The organism is Streptomyces prunicolor (assembly GCF_045162825.1).
In the GTDB taxonomy this organism is placed as follows: Bacteria; Actinomycetota; Actinomycetes; order Streptomycetales; family Streptomycetaceae; genus Streptomyces; species Streptomyces prunicolor.
This window is the reverse complement of the sequence record NZ_CP108676.1, coordinates 5,977,172-5,996,037: the sequence shown is the minus strand read 5'-3', so window position 1 is coordinate 5,996,037 and position 18,866 is coordinate 5,977,172. Positions and strand designations below refer to the sequence as shown.

The window sequence follows — 18,866 nt, the reverse complement described above, 5'->3', positions numbered from 1 at the left end:
ATCCGAAAGGATCACCTTAATAACGCATTTGGCCCCACGGACCGCGCATGAACACCGAGCACCCACGCGACGTCGACCCGTCGATTACGGGCCAGCCGCACCAGGTGACGGGCAACGTTCCCGACCTGATGGGCAATATTTCGAGGACGCTTGGTAACCCGGTGGAACATGCCAGCGGCGGTACGAATCCTCGTACCGCCGCATCCCTTTGACGGCCCTCCAGTAGAGGGCCATTTCGCTGTCAGGCGGCCCCGCGCTGGAGCGCCTCGCACACCGCCGTCGACTCGCGCGCCCCCAGCTCGACAGCCCTGCCGCAGTGCGCGATCCAGGCGGCCATGCCCTCCGGGGTGCCCGATACGTAACCGTCCAGCGCCCCCAGATAGGCCGCGCGCCCCAGTTCGGCGTGGCCGACCTCCGCCGGGCACACGGACTTCGGGTCGAGGCCGCTGCCGATGAGGACGATCCGCTCGGCCGTGCGCGCGACCAGGCCGTTGTGGGAGGTGAAGGGGCGCAGGGCGAGCAGTTCGCCGTGCACGACGGCGGCGGTCACCAGCGCCGGTGCCGAGCCGCCCGCGATGATCAGGTCCGCGAGTCCGTCCAGGCGCCCGGACACCTCGGCCGCGCTCGGCAACGGCAGTTCGACGAGCGGCTCGTCGACCGGCTCGCCCTGCTGTCGCGGCCGTCCGACCTCGCCCTCGTTGCTCGCGGCCGCCACCAGGTGCAGCCGGGCGAGCACCCGGAGGGGCGACTGCCGCCAGATGGACAGCAGTTGGCCCGCCTCTGCGGACAGCCGGAGGGCCGCGCCCATGGTGCGGGCCTCCGCGTCGCCGCTGAAGTCGGTGCGCCGGCGCACCTCTTCGAGTGCCCAGTCGGCCCCGGACAGCGCCGCCGAGCCGCGCGCGCCGCGCAGTGCCGCCTCGGCGGTGAGCTCGTTACTGCGTCGCCGCATGACGCGGTGCCCGTAGACCCGGTCCACTGCCTTGCGCATGGACTCCACGGACTCGGCAACTCCGGGCAGCGTGCCCAGGGCCGCGAGCGGATCGGCGGTCGCGTCTGTCGTACTCATGAGTACGACAGTAGCCACCCCAGGGGCGCGCCCCACGATTGAGTGGTCTTCTTCACGCACACCTGCCACGCACAGCTACGTCACGACTACGCTTCGTGAACATGAAAATTGCTTTCGTCGGGAAGGGCGGCAGCGGGAAGACCACCCTGTCCTCCCTGTTCGTCCGCCACCTCGCGGCCACCGCCCAACCGGTCGTCGCCGTCGACGCGGACATCAACCAGCACCTGGGCCCCGCCCTCGGCCTGGACGAGTCCGAGGCAGCCGCACTGCCCGCACTCGGCGAGCACCTCCCCCTGATCAAGGACTACCTGCGCGGCACCAACCCGCGCATCGCCTCCGCCGACACGATGATCAAGACCACCCCGCCCGGCGAGGGCTCCCGGTTGCTGCGAGTGCGCGAGAACAATCCGGTCTACGACGCCTGCGCGCGACCGGTGGAACTCGACGGCGGCGCCGTCCGTTTGATGGTCACGGGCCCCTTCACCGACGCCGACCTGGGGGTCTCCTGCTACCACTCCAAGACCGGAGCGGTGGAGCTGTGCCTGAACCACCTGGTGGACGGGCGCGACGAGTTCGTCGTGGTGGACATGACGGCGGGCTCGGACTCCTTCGCCTCCGGCATGTTCACCCGCTTCGACATCACGTTCCTGGTGGCCGAGCCGACCCGGAAGGGGGTCTCCGTCTATCGCCAGTACAAGGAGTACGCCCGCGACTTCGGGGTCGTCCTGAAGGTCGTCGGCAACAAGGTGCAAGGCCAGGACGACCTCGACTTCCTCCGCGCCGAAGTCGGGGACGACCTGCTCGTGACGGTGGGGCACTCGGACTGGGTGCGCGCCATGGAGAAGGGCCGGCCGCCCCGGTTCGAGCTCCTGGAGGACGCCAACCGCCGCGCCCTGCGCCTGCTGGAGATCGCCGCCGACGCGACGTACGAACTGCGCGACTGGGAGCGCTACACGCGGCAGATGGTGCACTTCCACCTGAAGAACGCGCAGAGTTGGGGCAACGAGCGCACCGGGGCCGACCTGGCGGCGCAGGTCGACCCCGGGTTCGTGCTCGACGAGAGCGTCACCGCCACGGTGTGAGGCGCACCCCTTCTCGATCGCTCACTGCTTGACCGCCGGCGCCCCGGGGACGCCCTTCGGGGCCGGGGCGGGGCGGCCGGTCAGGAAGGACGTCCAGCCGGGCTTCGGTGCCTCGCCGACGTTCAGGGTGCGCAGCTTCGCCAGGGTCTGCGGGTCCTGGGCGTCCAGCCAGTCGGACAGCTGCCGGAAGGACACGCAGCGCGTCTCGGGCTTGTTGCAGACCTTCTCGATGACCTCGTCGAGGGCACGCATGTACGTGCCGCCGTTCCAGGACTCGAAGTGGTTGCCGATGACCAGGGGCGCGCGGTTGCCGTCGTAGGCGCGGTCGAAGCCCTTGAGCAGGCCGTCACGCATCTCGTCGCCCCACTGGTCGAACTTGTCGGGGTCGCCCTGGGTCTGTGTGCCGGACTGGTTGACCATGAAGTTGTAGTCCATGGTCAGCTGCTCGTAGGTGTGGCCGGGGAAGGGGACGAGCTGCATGGACAGGTCCCACAGCCCCTCCTTCTTCTTGGGCCAGATCTGGTCGTTGACCCCGCTGGTGTCGTAGCGGAAGCCCAACTGGCTCGCCGCCTTCATGAAGTTGGCCTGGCCCTCCAGGCAGGGCGTGCGGGCGCCGACGAGTTCCTTGTCGTAGTCGAAGGGCAGTGAAGACGCCTTCTTCATCCCGGAGTTGGTCTTCCAGGTCTTCACGAACTGCTTCGCCTGGGCGATCTCGCTCTTCCACTCGGCGACCGACCACTCGCCGACCCCGCCGTTCTTGCCGCAGAAGTGACCGTTGAAGTGGGTGCCGATCTCGTTGCCCTCCAGCCACGCCAGGCGCAGCTGCTTCACGGTGTCGGCGATGCCCTGCTCGTCGTTGAAGCCGATGTCCGAGCTGCCCGGCGAGTGCTCCGGGGGCTTGTACAGGTCGCGCTTGTCCTCCGGCAGCATGTACACGCCGCTGAGGAAGTACGTCATGTTCGCGTGGTTGGCCTTGGAGACCTTGCGGAAGTGGGAGAACAGCTTCTGGCTGTCCTCACCGGCGCCGTCGAAGGAGAAGACGACGAACTGCGGGGGCTTCTGACCGGGCTTGAGCCGCTCGGGTCTGGGCAGATGCGGCTGCGCCCCGGTGTACGACGTGGAGCCGTCCCCGATCAGGCGGACTCCGCTCTTGGGTGCCGGGGCGGGCGCCGCCTTGTGCGGACCGTGCGCTCCGCGCGGGGAACCGTTGTCGCCGATCGCGCAACCGGCGAGCGACGCGGCACAGGCCGCGGCGATCACGGCGCCCGCGGTGATCCTCTGGGTGGCGGCCATGTCCGCCCACCTTCTTCCTTCGTTCGGACCGACGCCGATCAGGGCGTTTTCTGACGATGTGCCGGGAATCCCGGCAGCGCCGCCAAGGTCGCACGGGACCAAAGGTGGGATTAGTACGACAAGCCGATGAAATTGTCACTTCACTCTCTGAGGTGACTTATAGGGCCATTTGCCCGCAAATCCTATGCATGACCTTTACTCTGCATTACGATCCGTTTACCGAGCGTTGAGATATCCCGCCGCTGCACGCCGTGACCCCACGGCCGCGACCGACCCCCGCCATCGACGGGGACCACCAGTTCCGCGACCGCGCTGCCCCGGAGGAGACGGGAAGACATGTCAGCCTGCGTACCCACCCGCGCCACCGACTCGAATGCCAATGTGCATCGGACGAAGCGCGTCCACCCACCCCACAGCCCGCCGCCGCCCGCGCCCCGCCGCTTCCGTATCGCGGGCGCCGACGTGTCGGCCTCCATCGCAGTCTTCCTGATCGCCCTCCCCCTGTCCCTCGGCATCGCCCTCGCCACCGGCGCGCCCCTCCAGGCCGGCCTGGTCGCCGCCGCCGCGGGCGGCCTGGTCGCCGGTCTGCTCGGCGGCTGCCCCCTCCAGGTCAGCGGCCCGGCCGCCGGACTCACCGTGGTCACCGCCGACCTGATCCACCGCTACGGATGGCGTACGACCTGTGCGGTCACCGTCCTCGCAGGACTGGCCCAACTCGCCCTGGGCTGCGTGCGCGTGGCCCGCACCGCGCTCGCCGTCAGCCCCGCAATCGTGCACGGCATGCTCGCGGGCATCGGTGTCACCATCGCCGTCGCCCAGCTGCACATCGTGCTGGGCGGCACCCCGCAGAGCTCGGTCCTAGCCAACCTCCGCGCGCTGCCCGCCCAGTTGGCGGACCTGCACCCCGCCGACGTGGCGATGAGCGTGCTGACGCTGGCCCTTCTGCTGCTGTGGCCGCGCGTCCCCGGCCGGCTCGGGCACCTGATGCGCAAGATCCCGGCCGCGCTCGTCGCCGTCGCCGGAGCCACCCTCACCGCCTCCCTCACCGGGCTGAGCCTGGCCAAGGTCGACCTGCCGTCCTGGAGCAGCCACGCGCTGGCCGGGCTCCCCGAGGGGCCGGTGCTCGGGATCGCCGCCGCCGTCCTCACCACCACCCTGGTGTGCAGCGTGCAGTCGCTGCTCGGCGCGGTCGCCGTGGACAAGCTGGTCGCCGGGCAGCCCGGGCTCTCCGCACGCGTCGGCCGCTCCGACCTGAACCGCGAACTGCTGGGCCAGGGCGCCGCCAACATCGTCTCCGGCGCGCTCGGCGGACTGCCGGTCGCGGGCGTGGCCGTACGGAGTTCGGCGAATGTGCAAGCAGGTGCCGTGAGCCGGAACTCCACGATGCTGCACGGCGTTCTCGTAGTGGTAGCCGCGCTGCTGATGGTCCCGGTGTTGGAGCTGATCCCGCTCGCTTCGCTCGCCGCACTCGTGATGGCCGTCGGCATCCAGATGGTGTCCCTGCACCACATCCGCACGGTGACCCGCCACCGCGAAGTCCTGGTCTACGCCGTCACCACCCTCGGCGTGGTCTTCCTCGGCGTCCTGGAGGGCGTGCTCCTCGGGGTCACCGTGGCCGTCGCCGTCGCCCTCAACCGCCTTGCCCACACCCGCATCACGCACGACGAGAAGGAAGGAGTCCATCACGTACACGTCCGAGGGCAGTTGACGTTCCTCGCGGTGCCACGGCTCAGCCGCACCCTGCATCTCGTACCCCAAGGCACCCACGTCGTCGTGGAGTTGGACGGTTCGTTCATGGACCACGCGGCGTACGAGTCACTGCAGGACTGGCAGAACGCACACACCGCGCGCGGGGGCTCCGCCGAACTGACCGGGCGGCGTACGGGAGTTCGTGTCACCGAGCCTGACCACACCGGGGGCGAGGCGACACCGGCCGACACCGCGACCGGCTCGACCAGCGGCAGCGGCACGACGACCGAGGCTCCCGCCCGCACCACGGCTCCGGCTCCGGCTCGCGCCACGGCCGACGCTCCGACCGGCGAGCCGACGACGTCGACCGCCTGCCGCTGCCACCCCTGGACGCCCTGGCGCAACCACCAGTGCGACCACCCGCAGTCCGCCCCGCCCAGCGGACACCCGGGCAAGCCCACGGACCGTCCCGCACCCGGCACCACCACACCGGGCGACACCGGCACCGGCACGGACCCCCACCCCGGAACCCACAAGGACACCGGCACCGGACCCCACCCCGGAACCGGCACCAACCCCGGCACCGGACCCGGAGGTCACCAACTGGCCCGTGGCATCAGCGCGTTCCAGCGCAACACCGCACCCCTCGTGCGGGGCGAGCTGGCCCGGCTGGCCAAGGAAGGGCAGCGGCCCTCGCAGCTCTTCCTGACCTGTGCCGACTCGCGACTCGTGACGTCGATGATCACCTCCAGTGGTCCCGGCGACCTGTTCGTCGTGCGGAACGTGGGCAACCTCGTACCGCCGCCCGGCGAGGAGAGCGGGGACGACTCGGTGGCCGCCGCGATCGAGTACGCGGTGGACGTGCTGCGCGTGAGATCGATCACGGTGTGCGGGCACTCCGGGTGCGGTGCCATGCAGGCGCTGCTCAACTCCGAGCCCGGGGGCGCCCAGACGCCGCTGAAGCGGTGGCTGCGGAACGGGCTGCCGAGCCTGGAGCGGATGGCCGACGACGGCCGGCCCTGGGCGCGATTGACCGCAAGGGCGCCCGCCGACGCCGTGGAGCAGCTGTGTCTGACCAATGTGGTGCAGCAGTTGGAGCATCTGCGGGGGCACGAGTCGGTGGCTCGGGCCTTGCGGGAGGGGGCGTTGGAGCTGCACGGGATGTACTTCCATGTCGGGGAGGCGCAGGCGTACTTGCTGACCGAGGAGGACGGGGAGCAGTTGTTCGATGGGGTGGGGGTGGCGGATCTGTCGGCTTGAACCTCGTTCACCCGGCGTCCGTGGGTACGTAAGACCCTCGCCACACGCATCGCCCGCAGGTCCGATGACAGGTCTAAACCAATAATTCGGCGACCCTTGTCATCGGACCCCCGGGTCTGATGAGCTGGCCCGGGACACAACGGACACCCTGGGAAAGGCAGATGCCGTGAGCAACGAAAGCCTGGCCAACCTGTTGCGCGAGGAGCGCAGGTTCGCACCCCCCGCGGACCTGGCGGCGAACGCCAATGTCACTGCGGAGGCGTATGAGCAGGCCAAGGCTGACCGGCTCGGCTTCTGGGCCGCGCAGGCCCGGCGCCTGAGCTGGGCCAAGGAACCGAGCGAGACGCTGGACTGGTCGAACCCGCCGTTCGCCAAGTGGTTCAAGGACGGCTCGCTCAACGTGGCGTACAACTGCGTGGACCGGCACGTCGAGGCGGGCAACGGCGATCGCGTCGCCATCCACTTCGAGGGCGAGCCCGGCGACAGCCGCGCGATCACCTACGCCGAGCTGAAGGACGAGGTCTCCAAGGCCGCGAACGCCCTGCTGGAGCTGGGAGTTCAGAAGGGCGACCGGGTCGCCGTCTACATGCCGATGATCCCGGAGACTGCGGTCGCGATGCTGGCCTGCGCGCGCATCGGCGCCGCGCACTCGGTGGTGTTCGGCGGTTTCTCGGCGGACGCGCTCGCGACCCGCATCCAGGACGCGGACGCCAAGGTCGTCATCACCACCGACGGCGGCTGGCGGCGCGGCAAGCCCTCCGCCCTCAAGCCGGCCGTGGACGACGCGGTCGACCGCGCGGACAGCAGTGTCGAGCACGTGCTGGTGGTCCGCCGTACGGGCCAGGACGTGGCGTGGAACGACGAGCGGGACGTGTGGTGGCACGAGATCGTCGACCGGCAGTCGGCGGAGCACACGCCCGAGGCGTTCGAGGCGGAGCAGCCGCTCTTCATCCTCTACACCTCCGGTACTACGGGTAAGCCCAAGGGCATCCTGCACACCTCCGGCGGCTACCTCACCCAGGCCGCTTACACGCACCACGCGGTCTTCGACCTCAAGCCGGAGACCGACGTCTACTGGTGCACGGCCGACGTCGGCTGGGTCACCGGCCACTCGTACATCGTCTACGGCCCGCTCGCGAACGGCGCGACCCAGGTCATGTACGAGGGCACCCCCGACACCCCGCACCAGGGCCGCTTCTGGGAGATCGTCCAGAAGTACGGGGTGACGATCCTGTACACGGCGCCGACCGCGATCCGTACGTTCATGAAGTGGGGCGACGACATCCCCGCGAAGTTCGACCTCAGCAGCCTGCGCATCCTGGGCTCGGTCGGCGAGCCGATCAACCCCGAGGCGTGGATCTGGTACCGCAAGCACATCGGCGCCGACAAGACGCCGATCGTCGACACCTGGTGGCAGACCGAGACCGGCGCGATGATGATCTCGCCGCTGCCGGGCGTGACCGCGACCAAGCCCGGTTCCGCGCAGACCCCGCTGCCCGGCATCTCCGCGACGGTCGTCGACGACGAGGCCAACGAGGTCCCGAACGGCGGCGGCGGTTATCTGGTCCTGACCGAGCCGTGGCCGTCGATGCTCCGCACGATCTGGGGCGACGACCAGCGGTTCCTCGACACGTACTGGTCGCGTTTCCCGGGCAAGTACTTCGCCGGTGACGGCGCGAAGAAGGACGACGACGGCGACATCTGGCTGCTCGGCCGCGTGGACGACGTGATGCTCGTGTCCGGGCACAACATCTCCACCACCGAGGTCGAGTCGGCGCTCGTCTCCCACCCCTCCGTCGCCGAGGCGGCCGTAGTGGGCGCGGCCGACGAGACGACCGGGCAGGCGATCGTCGCCTTCGTGATCCTGCGCGGCACGGCGAACGCCGAGGACGAGAACCTCGTCGCCGACCTGCGCAACCACGTCGGCGCCGTCCTCGGCGCGATCGCCAAGCCCAAGCGGATCCTCCCGGTGGCCGAGCTGCCGAAGACCCGCTCCGGCAAGATCATGCGCCGCCTGCTGCGCGACGTGGCGGAGAACCGTCAGCTGGGAGACGTCACCACCCTGACCGACTCCACCGTCATGACCCTGATCCAGGACAAGCTCCCGGCCGCGCCCAGCGAGGACTGACCAGGACAGCGGACTGACCTGCGCATACGACGACGAAGGGCGCCCGGCGGCGAACATGCCGGGCGCCCCTTTCGCGCATAACGTGAGACCCGTAGAACCCGTAGACGTGCGACCCGTAAACCCGTAGACGTGCCCGTACGACCCGTAGAACCCCTAGACGCGAGATCCGCAGGACCCATCCCGCCGCATCTTAGGTAAGCTAAGTAAAGCGTCAAGGACGCGACAAGGTGCGCCGGGAAGTCTGGTCGGCAAGTGCTCTGTGCTGCCCGCCACCCCGGAGGTCTCCCCGTGACCGCGCCCCGCCCCACCGCCGCCCGCAAAGTGCTCGGACGGCTGTCCCTGCCCGAGCGGAACTTCGTCGCGGACGCGCTGCGCACCGAGACCGTCGGCGGTGTCCTCCTCCTGATCGCCGCGGTCACCGCGTTGATCTGGGCCAACGTCCCCGCCCTGCACGACAGCTACGAGAGCGTCAGCCATTACCACCTCGGCCCCGGCGCCCTCGGCCTGCACCTCTCGGTCGCCCACTGGGCCGCCGACGGCCTCCTCGCCGTCTTCTTCTTCGTCGCCGGCATCGAGCTGAAGCGCGAACTCGTCGCGGGCGACCTGCGCGACCCCAAGGCCGCCGCCCTACCGGTCGTTGCGGCCCTGTGCGGGATGGCCGTACCGGCACTCGTCTACACACTCACCAACCTCACCGGCGGCGGCTCCCTCCAGGGCTGGGCGGTGCCGACGGCCACTGACATCGCCTTCGCGCTCGCCGTCCTCGCGGTCATCGGCACCTCCCTGCCGAGCGCGCTGCGCGCCTTCCTGCTCACCCTCGCAGTGGTCGACGACCTCTTCGCGATCCTGATCATCGCGGTCTTCTTCACCGCCGACATCGACTTCGTGGCGCTCGCCGGGGCGGCCGTGGGCCTGGCCGTCTTCTGGCTGCTGCTGCGCAAGGGCGTGCGCGGCTGGTACGTCTACGTCCCGCTCGCACTCGTCATCTGGGCGCTGATGTACAACAGCGGCGTCCACGCCACGATCGCCGGCGTCGCGATGGGCCTGATGCTGCGCTGCACCACCCGCGAGGACGAGAAGCACTCCCCCGGCGAGCACGTCGAACATCTCGTACGGCCGCTGTCGGCGGGCCTCGCGGTGCCGCTGTTCGCGCTGTTCAGCGCCGGGGTCGCCATCTCGGGCGGCGCGCTGGGCGACGTATTCACCAAACCGGAGACGCTCGGCGTGGTCCTCGGACTCGTCATCGGCAAGGCGGTCGGCATCTTCGGCGGGACCTGGCTGACGGCCCGTTTCACCCGGGCCTCGCTCAGCGACGACCTCGCCTGGCCGGACGTGTTCGCGGTCGCCTCGCTGGCCGGCATCGGCTTCACTGTGTCGCTGCTCATCGGAGAACTCGCGTTCGACGGCGACCAGATGCTCACCGACGAGGTCAAGGCGGCCGTCCTCGTCGGCTCCGTCATCGCGGCCCTCGGCGCGACCGTGTTGCTCAAGCTGCGCAACGCCAGGTACCGCAGGATGTACGAGGACGAGGAGCGCGACGAGGACCTCGACGGCATCCCCGACATCTACGAGCAGGACGAGCCGTCGTACCACCTGCGCATGGCGGAGATCCACGAGCGCAAGGCCGCCGAGCACCGCAGGCTCGCCGAGGTGAAGGCCGCCGAGCGACGCGGGCTTGCCGAAGTGGCGGGCGGGGCAGGCGAGGACAACGACGGTCCGGCATGATCTGACCAGACGGTACAAACACATGCAGATGAGGGAGTACGCGATGAGCGCACCCGACGGCAGCCCGGTCGGCGCCGAACGCAGCATCGGCCAGTTGTTCGCCTCGGCGACGACCGAGATGTCCGCGCTGGTGCACGACGAGATCGCGCTGGCGAAGGCGCAGCTCAAGCAGGACGTCAAGCGCGGTGTCGCGGGCGGCGGCGCGTTCACGGTCGCCGCGGTGGTGCTGCTGTTCTCCCTGCCGATGCTCAACTTCGCGCTGGCGTACGGGATTCGGACCTGGAGCGGCTGGAACATGGCGCTCTGCTTCCTGCTCTCCTTCGCCGCGAACGTGCTCGTCGCGGTCGTCCTCGGGCTGGTGGGCGTGCTCTTCTTTAAGAAGGCGGCGAAGAGCAAGGGCCCGCAGAAGGTGGCCGCTTCGGTCAAGGAGACCGCGGGCGTCCTGGGCAACGCCAAGCCGCATCCCCGCGCGGCGATCGAGGACCGTGTCCCCGAAGCCATCGAGGCTGTGGCACGCTCGACCTCATGACGGACCCCGCCCATCCTTGGGCACAACCTGCTTCGGTCGTACGGCTCGACATTCCCGGCGGGCGCGAGGTGACCCACCGGGATGTCGCGGCCAACGGCGCCCGCTTCCACATCGCGGAGGTGGGCGACGGGCCGCTGGTGCTGCTGCTGCACGGCTTCCCCCAGTTCTGGTGGACCTGGCGGCACCAGCTGGGCGCGCTGGCCGACGCCGGGTTCCGGGCCGTCGCCATGGACCTGCGGGGCGTCGGCGGCAGCGACCGCACCCCGCGCGGCTACGACCCGGCCAACCTCGCCCTCGACATCACCGGCGTGATCCGCTCCCTCGGCGAGCCGGACGCCGCGCTGGTCGGCCACGACCTGGGCGGCTATCTGGCGTGGACGGCGGCGGCGATGCGCCCCAAGCTGGTGCGCCGGCTCGCCGTCTCCTCGATGCCGCATCCCCGGCGCTGGCGCAACGCGATGCTCTCCGACGTCAGGCAGTCGACGGCGAGTTCCTACATCTGGGGGTTCCAGCGGCCCTGGATCCCCGAGCGGCAACTCCTCGCCGAGGACGCCGAGTTGGTGGGCAAGCTGATCCGGGACTGGTCCGGCGCGAGCCTGCCCGACGACGAGGCGATCGAGGCGTACCGGCGGGCCATGCTGATCCCGTCGACCGCGCACTGCTCGATCGAGCCGTACCGCTGGATGGTGCGGTCGATGGCACGCCCGGACGGCATCCAGTTCAACCGGCGCATGAAGCGGCCGGTGCGGGTGCCGACGCTGCATCTGCACGGCTCGCTCGACCCGGTGCTGCGCACGCGCAGCGCGGCGGGTTCCGGGGAGTACGTCGAAGCGCCGTACCGCTGGCGGCTGTTCGACGGGCTGGGGCACTTCCCGCACGAGGAGGACCCGGTGGCCTTCTCGACCGAACTGGTCAACTGGCTGCAGGATCCCGAACCCGACCGGTGACCCACCACTGACCCATCGATGACCCGCCGATGACCCGTCAGTGACCGTCCCGCTGCGCCCGGTATCCGGATCTGAACACCTGTCCTACGAACGGCTACTTGCCTCGCGCATACGCCAATTGGGGTCCCAAGGGGTGGTTATCGACCTTGGGGCAGGGGCAGACGGAGGGGTATGGGCTGGACGCACGACTACAGTGACGCAGCACGCAATCGCCGCTCGGACCACGGTCTGAGCTCCCACCAACGGGGCGCCCCGCAACTCCAGGGCACAGACCTCAGGGTGGGGATCCCGCGCATTCTGCGCCGCCGGGCCCGCTGGGTCTCGGTACGGCTGCGTCATCCTCGAGGCTGACGCAGCCCCCCTTTAAAGAGCCGGGCTCACAGCGCGCAACTGTCGCTGTCCACCTGCTCGTTCGCGGTGCGCCCCTTGACGATGTCCGGCTGGATCTCGTCCGCGGTGAGCGCGTACCCGGTGTCGGGGTCGTCGAGGGACTTCGCGAAGACCACGCCGTACACCTTGCCCTCGGGCGTGAGCAGCGGGCCGCCGGAGTTGCCCTGGCGGACGGTCGCGTAGAGCGAGTACACGTCGCGGCGGACCGTGCCGCGGTGGTAGATGTCCGGGCCGTTGGCCGTGATGCGGCCACGCACGCGTGCGGCACGGACGTCGTACGACCCGTTCTCCGGGAAGCCGGCCACGATCGCGCTGTTGCCGCTCGTGGCGTCCTTGGTCGCGAACTGCAGGGAGCGCGCCTTCAGGTCCGGTACGTCGAGTACGGCGATGTCGCGGTGCCAGTCGTAGAGGACGACCTTGGCGTCGTACTTGCGACCCTGGCCGCCTATCTGAACGGTGGGTTCGTCGACGCCGCCGACGACGTGCGCGTTGGTCATCACGCGGCGGTCGCCGAAGACGAAGCCGGAGCCCTCCAGGACCTTGCCACAGCTCTGGGCGGTGCCCATGACCTTGACGATGGAAGCCTGGGCGCGGGTGGCGACCGCGCTGGAGGCGAGGGCCGGGTCGGGCGGCTGGACGTCGTTGATCGGCTCGTTCGCGAAGGGGCTGAAGACCTGCGGGAAGCCGTTCTGCGCGAGGACGGAGGAGAAGTCCGCGAACCAGGTGTCGGCCTGCGAGGGCAGCGCCCGGGAGACCCCCAGCAGCACCTTGGAGCTGCGGACCTCCTTGCCGAGCGTCGGCAGGGTGGTGCCGGCCAGCGCGGAGCCGATCAGCCAGGCGACCAGGAGCATCGCGAGGACGTTGACGAGGGCGCCGCCGGTCGCGTCCAGGGCGCGGGCCGGGGACCAGGTGATGTACCGGCGCAGCTTGTTGCCCAGGTGGGTGGTCAGAGCCTGGCCGACGGAGGCGCAGACGATGACGATGATGACCGCGACGACGGCCGCGGTGGTGCTGACCTCGGACTTCTCGGTCAGCGCGTCCCAGATCACGGGCAGCGTGTACACGGCGACGAGACCGCCGCCCAGGAACCCGATCACCGACAGGATGCCGACGACGAACCCCTGGCGATAGCCCACGATCGCGAACCACACGGCGGCGACCAGCAACAGGATGTCCAGCACGTTCACCGGTTCAAGCCTCGCCTCATGACTTCGCGATCACTCCAGGGCCGCCGGGGGTCCGGCCCGCCGCGACGCGGCTGTTGGATGCAGCGTCCCCCGGGAAGACACAGCACGACGGACACCTTGTCATGACCGCCAGTCGAGGGGGACCTGCTTCTCGGGGTCCCAGGGCCGCTCCCAACCGGAGTAGTGCAGCAGGCGGTCGATGACTCCGGCCGTGAAGCCCCAGACGAGGGTCGATTCGACCAGAAATGCCGGACCCAGGAAGCCGCTGGGGTGCGTGACGGTGACTCTGTTGGCCGGATCCGTGAGATCCGCCACGGGGACCGTGAACACGCGCGCCGTCTCGTTCGGATCGACAACGCCCACCGGGGTCGGCTCCCGCCACCAGCCCAGCACCGGTGTCACCACGAAGCCGCTCACCGGGATGTACAGCTTGGGCAGCACCCCGAAGAGCTGCACTCCGGCCGGGTCGAGCCCGGTCTCCTCCTCGGCCTCGCGGAGAGCGGCCCGCAAGGGCCCGTCACCCGTCGGATCACCGTCCTCGGGGTCGAGGGCACCACCGGGGAAGGACGGCTGCCCCGCGTGCGACCTGAGCGAACTCGACCGCTCCATGAGCAGCAGCTCGGGCCCCTGAACGCCATCACCCTCCCCGAAGAGGATCAGCACCGCCGACTGCCGCCCCGCCCCGTCCTCCGGCGGCAGGAACCGGCTCAGCTGGAGCGGCTCGACCGTCTCCACGGCGTGCACCACCGGATCCAGCCAGCCCGGCAGCCCGTCCTTGCTGAGCACCACACCCTGGGTATTGCTCGCGCGTGTCATCCCCCACCCCCGTTCCCACTGATCAACGCCCGATACCTCCGAGATCGTTCCGTCATCCGGCCCCCGATGTCACGCCGGTCCCCGTCACGTCGACCCGGTCACGCCGATCCCAGCGGCGGCGCCGGTTTGCCGCCCGCGTCCAGATAGGCCTGCGGCGGGTTCAGGCGCTGACCCGGATAGCCGCCCTTCTCGTACTTGAGCAGCTTCTTCGCCTTCTCCGGGTCGGTCTCGCCCTCGCCGTACGCCGGGCAGAGCGGGGCGATCGGGCAGGCGCCGCACGCGGGCTTGCGGGCGTGGCAGATACGGCGGCCGTGGAAGATCACGTGGTGGGACAGCATCGTCCAGTCGCTCTTCGGGAAGAGCGCTCCCACGGCGGCCTCGATCTTGTCGGGCTCGGTCGCCTCGGTCCACTTCCAGCGCCGTACGAGCCGCTGGAAGTGCGTGTCCACGGTGATGCCGGGCCGCCCGAAGGCGTTGCCGAGCACCACGAAGGCGGTCTTACGGCCCACACCGGGCAGCTTGACGAGATCTTCGAGGCGGCCGGGCACCTCGCCGCCGAAGTCGGCCACCAGGGCCTTGGAGAGCCCTATGACCGACTTGGTCTTGGCCCGGAAGAACCCGGTCGGGCGGAGGATCTCCTCGACCTGCTCCGGGTCGGCGGCGGCCAGGTCCTCGGGGGTCGGGTACTTGGCGAACAGCGCCGGGGTCGTCTGGTTGACCCTCAGGTCGGTCGTCTGGGCGGACAGGACCGTGGCGACGACGAGCTGGAAGGGGTTCTCGAAGTCGAGCTCCGGGTGGGCGTACGGATAGATCTCGGCCAGTTCGCGATTGATACGGCGGGCGCGGCGGACGAGGGCGGTGTGCGACTCGGTCTTCACGCCCGCCGTGACCGCCGTCTTCCGCGCCGATACTTTTGTCACCTTTGCCGCTTTCTTACCGCCGTCAGGGCCCTGTTCGCCCACAGCGGAATCACGAGGTACAACCATCCGCCCAGCCCCCTTGGCCTGTGCTCTCACCGGCGATTTGGACACCCGGCCAGCCTAGAGCCCGGCACTGACATCCGCCCCGGACCCCGAAGATCAGCCCCCAATTGGACCCCTGCCGCTTACCTCGGGACACCAGTGCGGCATCCTTGTGACAGATCACACTGTTTGGACGGTCCAGCAAAATGGGGAGCACGGTCCCCTGGTAACAAAGGGGAGCACCATCCCCTGAGCAGGTCGACAAGGAGAGAACTCGTGGACGACGTTCTGCGGCGCGCCCCGCTCTTCGCGGCGCTCGATGACGATCAGGCCGCGGAGCTGCGCGCCTCCATGAGTGAGGTGACCCTCGCGCGCGGGGACTCCCTCTTTCACGAGGGCGACCCCGGCGACCGGCTCTATGTGGTCACCGAGGGCAAGGTGAAGCTTCACCGCACCTCCCCGGACGGCCGCGAGAACATGCTGGCCGTCCTCGGCCCCGGCGAGCTGATCGGCGAGCTGTCGCTGTTCGACCCGGGCCCACGTACGGCGACCGCCAGCGCGCTCACCGAGGTCAAGTTGCTCGGCCTGGGCCACGGCGACCTCCAGCCCTGGCTGAGCGCCCGCCCCGAGGTGGCCTCCGCGCTGCTGCGCGCGGTCGCCCGGCGCCTGCGCAAGACCAACGACGCGATGTCCGACCTCGTCTTCTCGGACGTGCCCGGCCGCGTGGCCCGCGCCCTGCTGGACCTCTCCCGCCGCTTCGGCGTGCAGTCCGAGGAGGGCATCCACGTGGTGCACGACCTCACGCAGGAGGAGCTGGCCCAGCTGGTCGGCGCGTCCCGCGAGACGGTCAACAAGGCGCTGGCGGACTTCGCGGGCCGCGGCTGGCTGCGCCTGGAGGCCCGCGCGGTGATCCTGCTGGACGTCGAGCGGCTGGCGAAGCGCTCGCGCTAGCTTTCGTAGTTCGTACTTTTCGTACGTGTGGAAGGGCCTCGCTCGGCAGCGGGGCCCTTCGCGTATCACCAGGGGTGGGGATGTACGAGGACAAGGCGTCGGATTCGGCCTGGAAACACTCCTGGTGGCGAAGATCGGCGCGCCGACTGTGGAGAACACCCGACGCGACGGGCGACCTCGGCGGAAAGCCGCTGGGCCTGTGGCTGACGGACGACACCGTCGTCATCGCCCGCACCGACGGCCTACAGGCGTTCCGGACCGCCACGGGCCAACCGCTGTGGACCTGGCAGCCGCCCGGCGACCAGGTCGTCGGCCTGGTGTCCGCCGACGCCGAGGACGGCGTGGGGGTGGTGATGCACTACGACGACGGGCGCCGGGACGCGAAACGCGTCGGCCTCACCTCCCTGGCCATCGACACGGGCGAGGTCGTACGCCGCCGGAAACAGGACGCGGCCCCCCTGGGGCACCTCCCGGCCAAGGTCGCCCTCGGCGGGGGACTCATCGCGACGACCGGCGAGTCCTGGAAGGACTGGGATACGCGGCCGGTGATGCGCGCCCTCGACGTGGACACGGGCGAGATCCGGTGGAAGTACGACGTCACGGACGCGCGCGTGGAGAGCGTGTCCGTCCTCAGCGCGGACCCCTTCGTGGCGGTCCTGAAGACACGCGGCGCGCGCGGCGGACACCGGCTCCTCTTCCTGGACGACGGCGGTACGGAGGGCGTGACGCTGGCGCTGCCGGATGGCTACGAGCGGTTCGGCGAGCGGGTCGCCGTGACCGGTGACGTCCTGGTGGTGGGCCTGGTCCCCCGGGACAGGGCCGAACTCGACCGGGGCAACCGGCTCGGGGCGTACTCCCTCTCCTCAGGCGAGCTCCTGTGGGAGTGGCACGGCAAGGAGACCTACCAGGACGCCGTCTTCGCCCACCGCGGCCGGCTGCTGGTCGTGCACGAGTACGGCGGTCGCCTCAGCGTCCTCGACCCCGCCGACGGCCGGGTGGTGGCCCACCGCAGGCTGCGCGGCACCGCCTTCGACCCGCTCGTCGCCGCGTCCGGCGACCTGATCGCGGTGGGCTGCGAAGCCGGCGACTACAGCCACGGGTTACGGATGTTCCGCTGGAGATGACCCCGTTGCACGATCGCAAAAGCGCTCCCCGGGGACCCGTCTCCCGGCACAGTGACCCCATGCCCGAAACGGTCCACCACAGAGGACTCGACCCCCAGGGATACATCGAGCGCGAGGGCTCCCTGGGGCGCATCTCGCCCGCCTTCCGACCGGTCGTCGCCGCCGCGCGTGACCGGCTGATCGACCTCTACGGGGGACGCCTCAACAGCGCGTACCTCTACGGGTCGATCCCGCGCGGCACCGCGCGCGTGGGACGCAGCGATCTGGACCTGCTCGTGGTGACCCGGCAGGAGCCGACCGAGGAGGACCGCGCAGAGGCCCGGAACCTCGGCGAGGCACTCGACAAGGAGTTCCCGGAGATCGACGGCGTCGGCACGCTGCTGTACGGCCGGGCACGGCTGCTGAGCGAGCCGGAGACGTACGACCTGGGGTGGTTCGTGGCGTGCCTGTGCACACCGCTGCTCGGCGAGGACCTGGCCGAGGACCTGCCCCGCTACCGCCCCGACTCGCAGCTCGCCCGGGAGACGAACGGCGACCTGGCGCTGCTGCTCCCCCGCTGGCGCGAGCGCATCGCCACAGCCGAGGACACGGACGAGGCCCGGCGCCCCCTGGTGCGCTACATGTCCCGGCGCCTGGTCCGCACCGGCTTCACCCTCGTCATGCCCCGCTGGAACGGCTGGACCAGCGACCTACGGGAGATGGCAGAGGCGTTCGCCGTGTACTACCCGGAGCGGGCGGAGGCCCTGCGCAGGGCGGCGGAGTACGGATACGACCCGACGGGCGACGCGGGCGTCCTGCGGTCGTACGTCGACGATCTGGGCGCGTGGCTGGCAGAGGAGTACGCGCGCGTGCACGGCGTCAAGGCGTCACGCCCCGACTGACTAGATCAGCCCGTGTTCCGTGAGGTAGTCCAACTGGGCCAGGACGGACAGTTCCGCCGCCGGCCACAGGGAGCGGTCGACGTCCGCGTAGACGTGGGCGACGACCTCGGCCGGGCTCCGGTGGCCGTTCTCGACGGCCGTCTCGATCTGGGCGAGCCGGTGGGCGCGGTGGGCGAGATAGAACTCGACGGCACCCTGGGCGTCCTCCAGGACGGGCCCGTGCCCCGGCAGGACGGTGTGGACGCCGTCGTCGACCGTGAGGGACCGCAGCCGCCGCAGCGAGTCCAGGTAGTCCCCCAGGCGGCCGTCAGGATGCGCCACGACGGTCGTACCGCGCCCCAGGACGGTGTCCCCGGTCAGGACGGCCTGATCGGCCGGGAGATGGAAGCACAGGGAGTCTCCGGTGTGCCCGGGCGTCGACACGACGACCAGCTCCAGGCCGCCGACCCGGATCACGTTCCCGGCGGCGAGCCCCTCGTCCCCGAGCCGCAACGCCGGATCCAGCGCGCGCACCTTCGTGTCCGTCAGCTCGGCGAACCGAACGGCACCTTCGGCGTGGTCGGGGTGCCCGTGCGTCAACAGGGTCAGCGCGACCCGCTTGCCCGCCTTCTCGGCGGTGTCGACGACGTTGCGCAGATGCCCCTCGTCCAACGGCCCCGGATCGATCACCACCGCCAACTCGGAATCCGGCTCCGCGACGATCCACGTGTTGGTCCCGTCCAGCGTCATCGCGGACGCGTTGGGCGCGAGCACGTTGACGGCACGGGCGGTGGCGGGGCCGGTGAGAACCCCGCCACGTGGCTGGCCGGGGAGGGCGGCTGCGTCGGTCATGCGGG

The 18,866-nt window shown here is 70.1% G+C and carries 17 protein-coding genes; 11 read left to right on the top strand and 6 right to left on the bottom strand.

Translation table 11 applies throughout. The annotated features are described in order from the left end of the window. Positions 1 to 47 precede the first annotated feature (47 nt). Entirely contained in the window at positions 48 to 212 is a 165-nt protein-coding gene (locus OG588_RS27690) for a hypothetical protein (RefSeq protein WP_158697987.1), read from the top strand. Positions 213 to 241: 29 nt separating this feature from the next. On the opposite strand, the gene OG588_RS27685 is transcribed toward OG588_RS27690, so the two are convergent. Further along, positions 242 to 1,066 carry an oxidoreductase gene (locus OG588_RS27685; protein WP_393032352.1) on the bottom strand — a complete coding sequence of 275 codons (825 nt, stop codon included), beginning with the start codon at positions 1,064 to 1,066 and terminating at the stop codon, positions 242 to 244. 101 nt (positions 1,067 to 1,167) lie between these two features. Between OG588_RS27685 and OG588_RS27680 the strand changes: the two genes are divergently transcribed. After that, a complete protein-coding gene (locus OG588_RS27680; protein ID WP_405949656.1) occupies positions 1,168 to 2,148 on the top strand; it encodes an ATP-binding protein in 981 nt (326 codons plus the stop codon). Between the two features lie 21 nt (positions 2,149 to 2,169). Here OG588_RS27680 and OG588_RS27675 read toward each other — a convergent pair whose 3' ends face one another. Continuing rightward, positions 2,170 to 3,441, bottom strand: coding sequence for a hypothetical protein (locus tag OG588_RS27675; protein WP_405949655.1), 1,272 nt, complete (start codon positions 3,439 to 3,441; stop codon positions 2,170 to 2,172). 336 nt (positions 3,442 to 3,777) lie between these two features. Here OG588_RS27675 and OG588_RS27670 point away from each other — a divergent pair, with 336 nt between their 5' ends. The 6 genes from OG588_RS27670 (at position 3,778) to OG588_RS27645 (ending at position 12,070) form a co-directional block, all read left to right on the top strand. Beyond that, positions 3,778 to 6,390 (top strand): bifunctional SulP family inorganic anion transporter/carbonic anhydrase, encoded by a 2,613-nt coding sequence (locus tag OG588_RS27670; protein WP_405949654.1) that lies wholly within the window; start codon positions 3,778 to 3,780, stop codon positions 6,388 to 6,390. Positions 6,391 to 6,556: 166 nt separating this feature from the next. Further along, the gene (gene acs / locus OG588_RS27665) at positions 6,557 to 8,518 is read left to right on the top strand and encodes an acetate--CoA ligase (protein WP_405949653.1); all 1,962 of its coding nucleotides are present in this window, start codon (positions 6,557 to 6,559) and stop codon (positions 8,516 to 8,518) included. 288 nt (positions 8,519 to 8,806) lie between these two features. Then, positions 8,807 to 10,243, top strand: coding sequence for a Na+/H+ antiporter NhaA (nhaA, locus tag OG588_RS27660; protein ID WP_405949652.1), 1,437 nt, complete (start codon positions 8,807 to 8,809; stop codon positions 10,241 to 10,243). Between the two features lie 43 nt (positions 10,244 to 10,286). Beyond that, positions 10,287 to 10,772 carry a phage holin family protein gene (locus tag OG588_RS27655; protein WP_366098780.1) on the top strand — a complete coding sequence of 162 codons (486 nt, stop codon included), beginning with the start codon at positions 10,287 to 10,289 and terminating at the stop codon, positions 10,770 to 10,772. Further along, positions 10,769 to 11,719, top strand: coding sequence for an alpha/beta fold hydrolase (locus OG588_RS27650; RefSeq protein WP_405949651.1), 951 nt, complete (start codon positions 10,769 to 10,771; stop codon positions 11,717 to 11,719). The genes OG588_RS27655 and OG588_RS27650 overlap by 4 nt, the downstream gene beginning before the upstream one ends. Before the next feature lie 171 nt (positions 11,720 to 11,890). Further along, positions 11,891 to 12,070 (top strand): hypothetical protein, encoded by a 180-nt coding sequence (locus OG588_RS27645; RefSeq protein ID WP_078623198.1) that lies wholly within the window; start codon positions 11,891 to 11,893, stop codon positions 12,068 to 12,070. Between the two features lie 26 nt (positions 12,071 to 12,096). Here OG588_RS27645 and OG588_RS27640 read toward each other — a convergent pair whose 3' ends face one another. The 3 genes from OG588_RS27640 to nth all read right to left on the bottom strand — a co-directional run bounded on the left by OG588_RS27640 (position 12,097) and on the right by nth (position 15,098). Further along, entirely contained in the window at positions 12,097 to 13,296 is a 1,200-nt protein-coding gene (locus tag OG588_RS27640; protein WP_405949650.1) for a MarP family serine protease, read from the bottom strand. Between the two features lie 120 nt (positions 13,297 to 13,416). Continuing rightward, a complete protein-coding gene (locus OG588_RS27635) occupies positions 13,417 to 14,112 on the bottom strand; it encodes a CoA pyrophosphatase (RefSeq protein ID WP_266860102.1) in 696 nt (231 codons plus the stop codon). Positions 14,113 to 14,210: 98 nt separating this feature from the next. Further along, entirely contained in the window at positions 14,211 to 15,098 is an 888-nt protein-coding gene (gene nth, locus OG588_RS27630) for an endonuclease III (protein WP_405949649.1), read from the bottom strand. Between the two features lie 252 nt (positions 15,099 to 15,350). On the opposite strand from nth, the gene OG588_RS27625 reads away from it, so the two are divergent. The 3 genes from OG588_RS27625 (at position 15,351) to OG588_RS27615 (ending at position 18,030) form a co-directional block, all read left to right on the top strand. Further along, positions 15,351 to 16,025, top strand: a complete 675-nt coding sequence (locus OG588_RS27625; protein WP_019063754.1) for a Crp/Fnr family transcriptional regulator — start codon at positions 15,351 to 15,353, stop codon at positions 16,023 to 16,025. Between the two features lie 80 nt (positions 16,026 to 16,105). Continuing rightward, positions 16,106 to 17,149, top strand: coding sequence for a PQQ-binding-like beta-propeller repeat protein (locus tag OG588_RS27620; RefSeq protein WP_405949648.1), 1,044 nt, complete (start codon positions 16,106 to 16,108; stop codon positions 17,147 to 17,149). Positions 17,150 to 17,208: 59 nt separating this feature from the next. Continuing rightward, positions 17,209 to 18,030 carry a nucleotidyltransferase domain-containing protein gene (locus tag OG588_RS27615; RefSeq protein ID WP_405949647.1) on the top strand — a complete coding sequence of 274 codons (822 nt, stop codon included), beginning with the start codon at positions 17,209 to 17,211 and terminating at the stop codon, positions 18,028 to 18,030. Here OG588_RS27615 and OG588_RS27610 read toward each other — a convergent pair whose 3' ends face one another. Then, complete coding sequence (locus OG588_RS27610) at positions 18,031 to 18,861, bottom strand: MBL fold metallo-hydrolase (protein ID WP_405949646.1); 831 nt, start codon at positions 18,859 to 18,861, stop codon at positions 18,031 to 18,033. Positions 18,862 to 18,866: the final 5 nt, after the last annotated feature.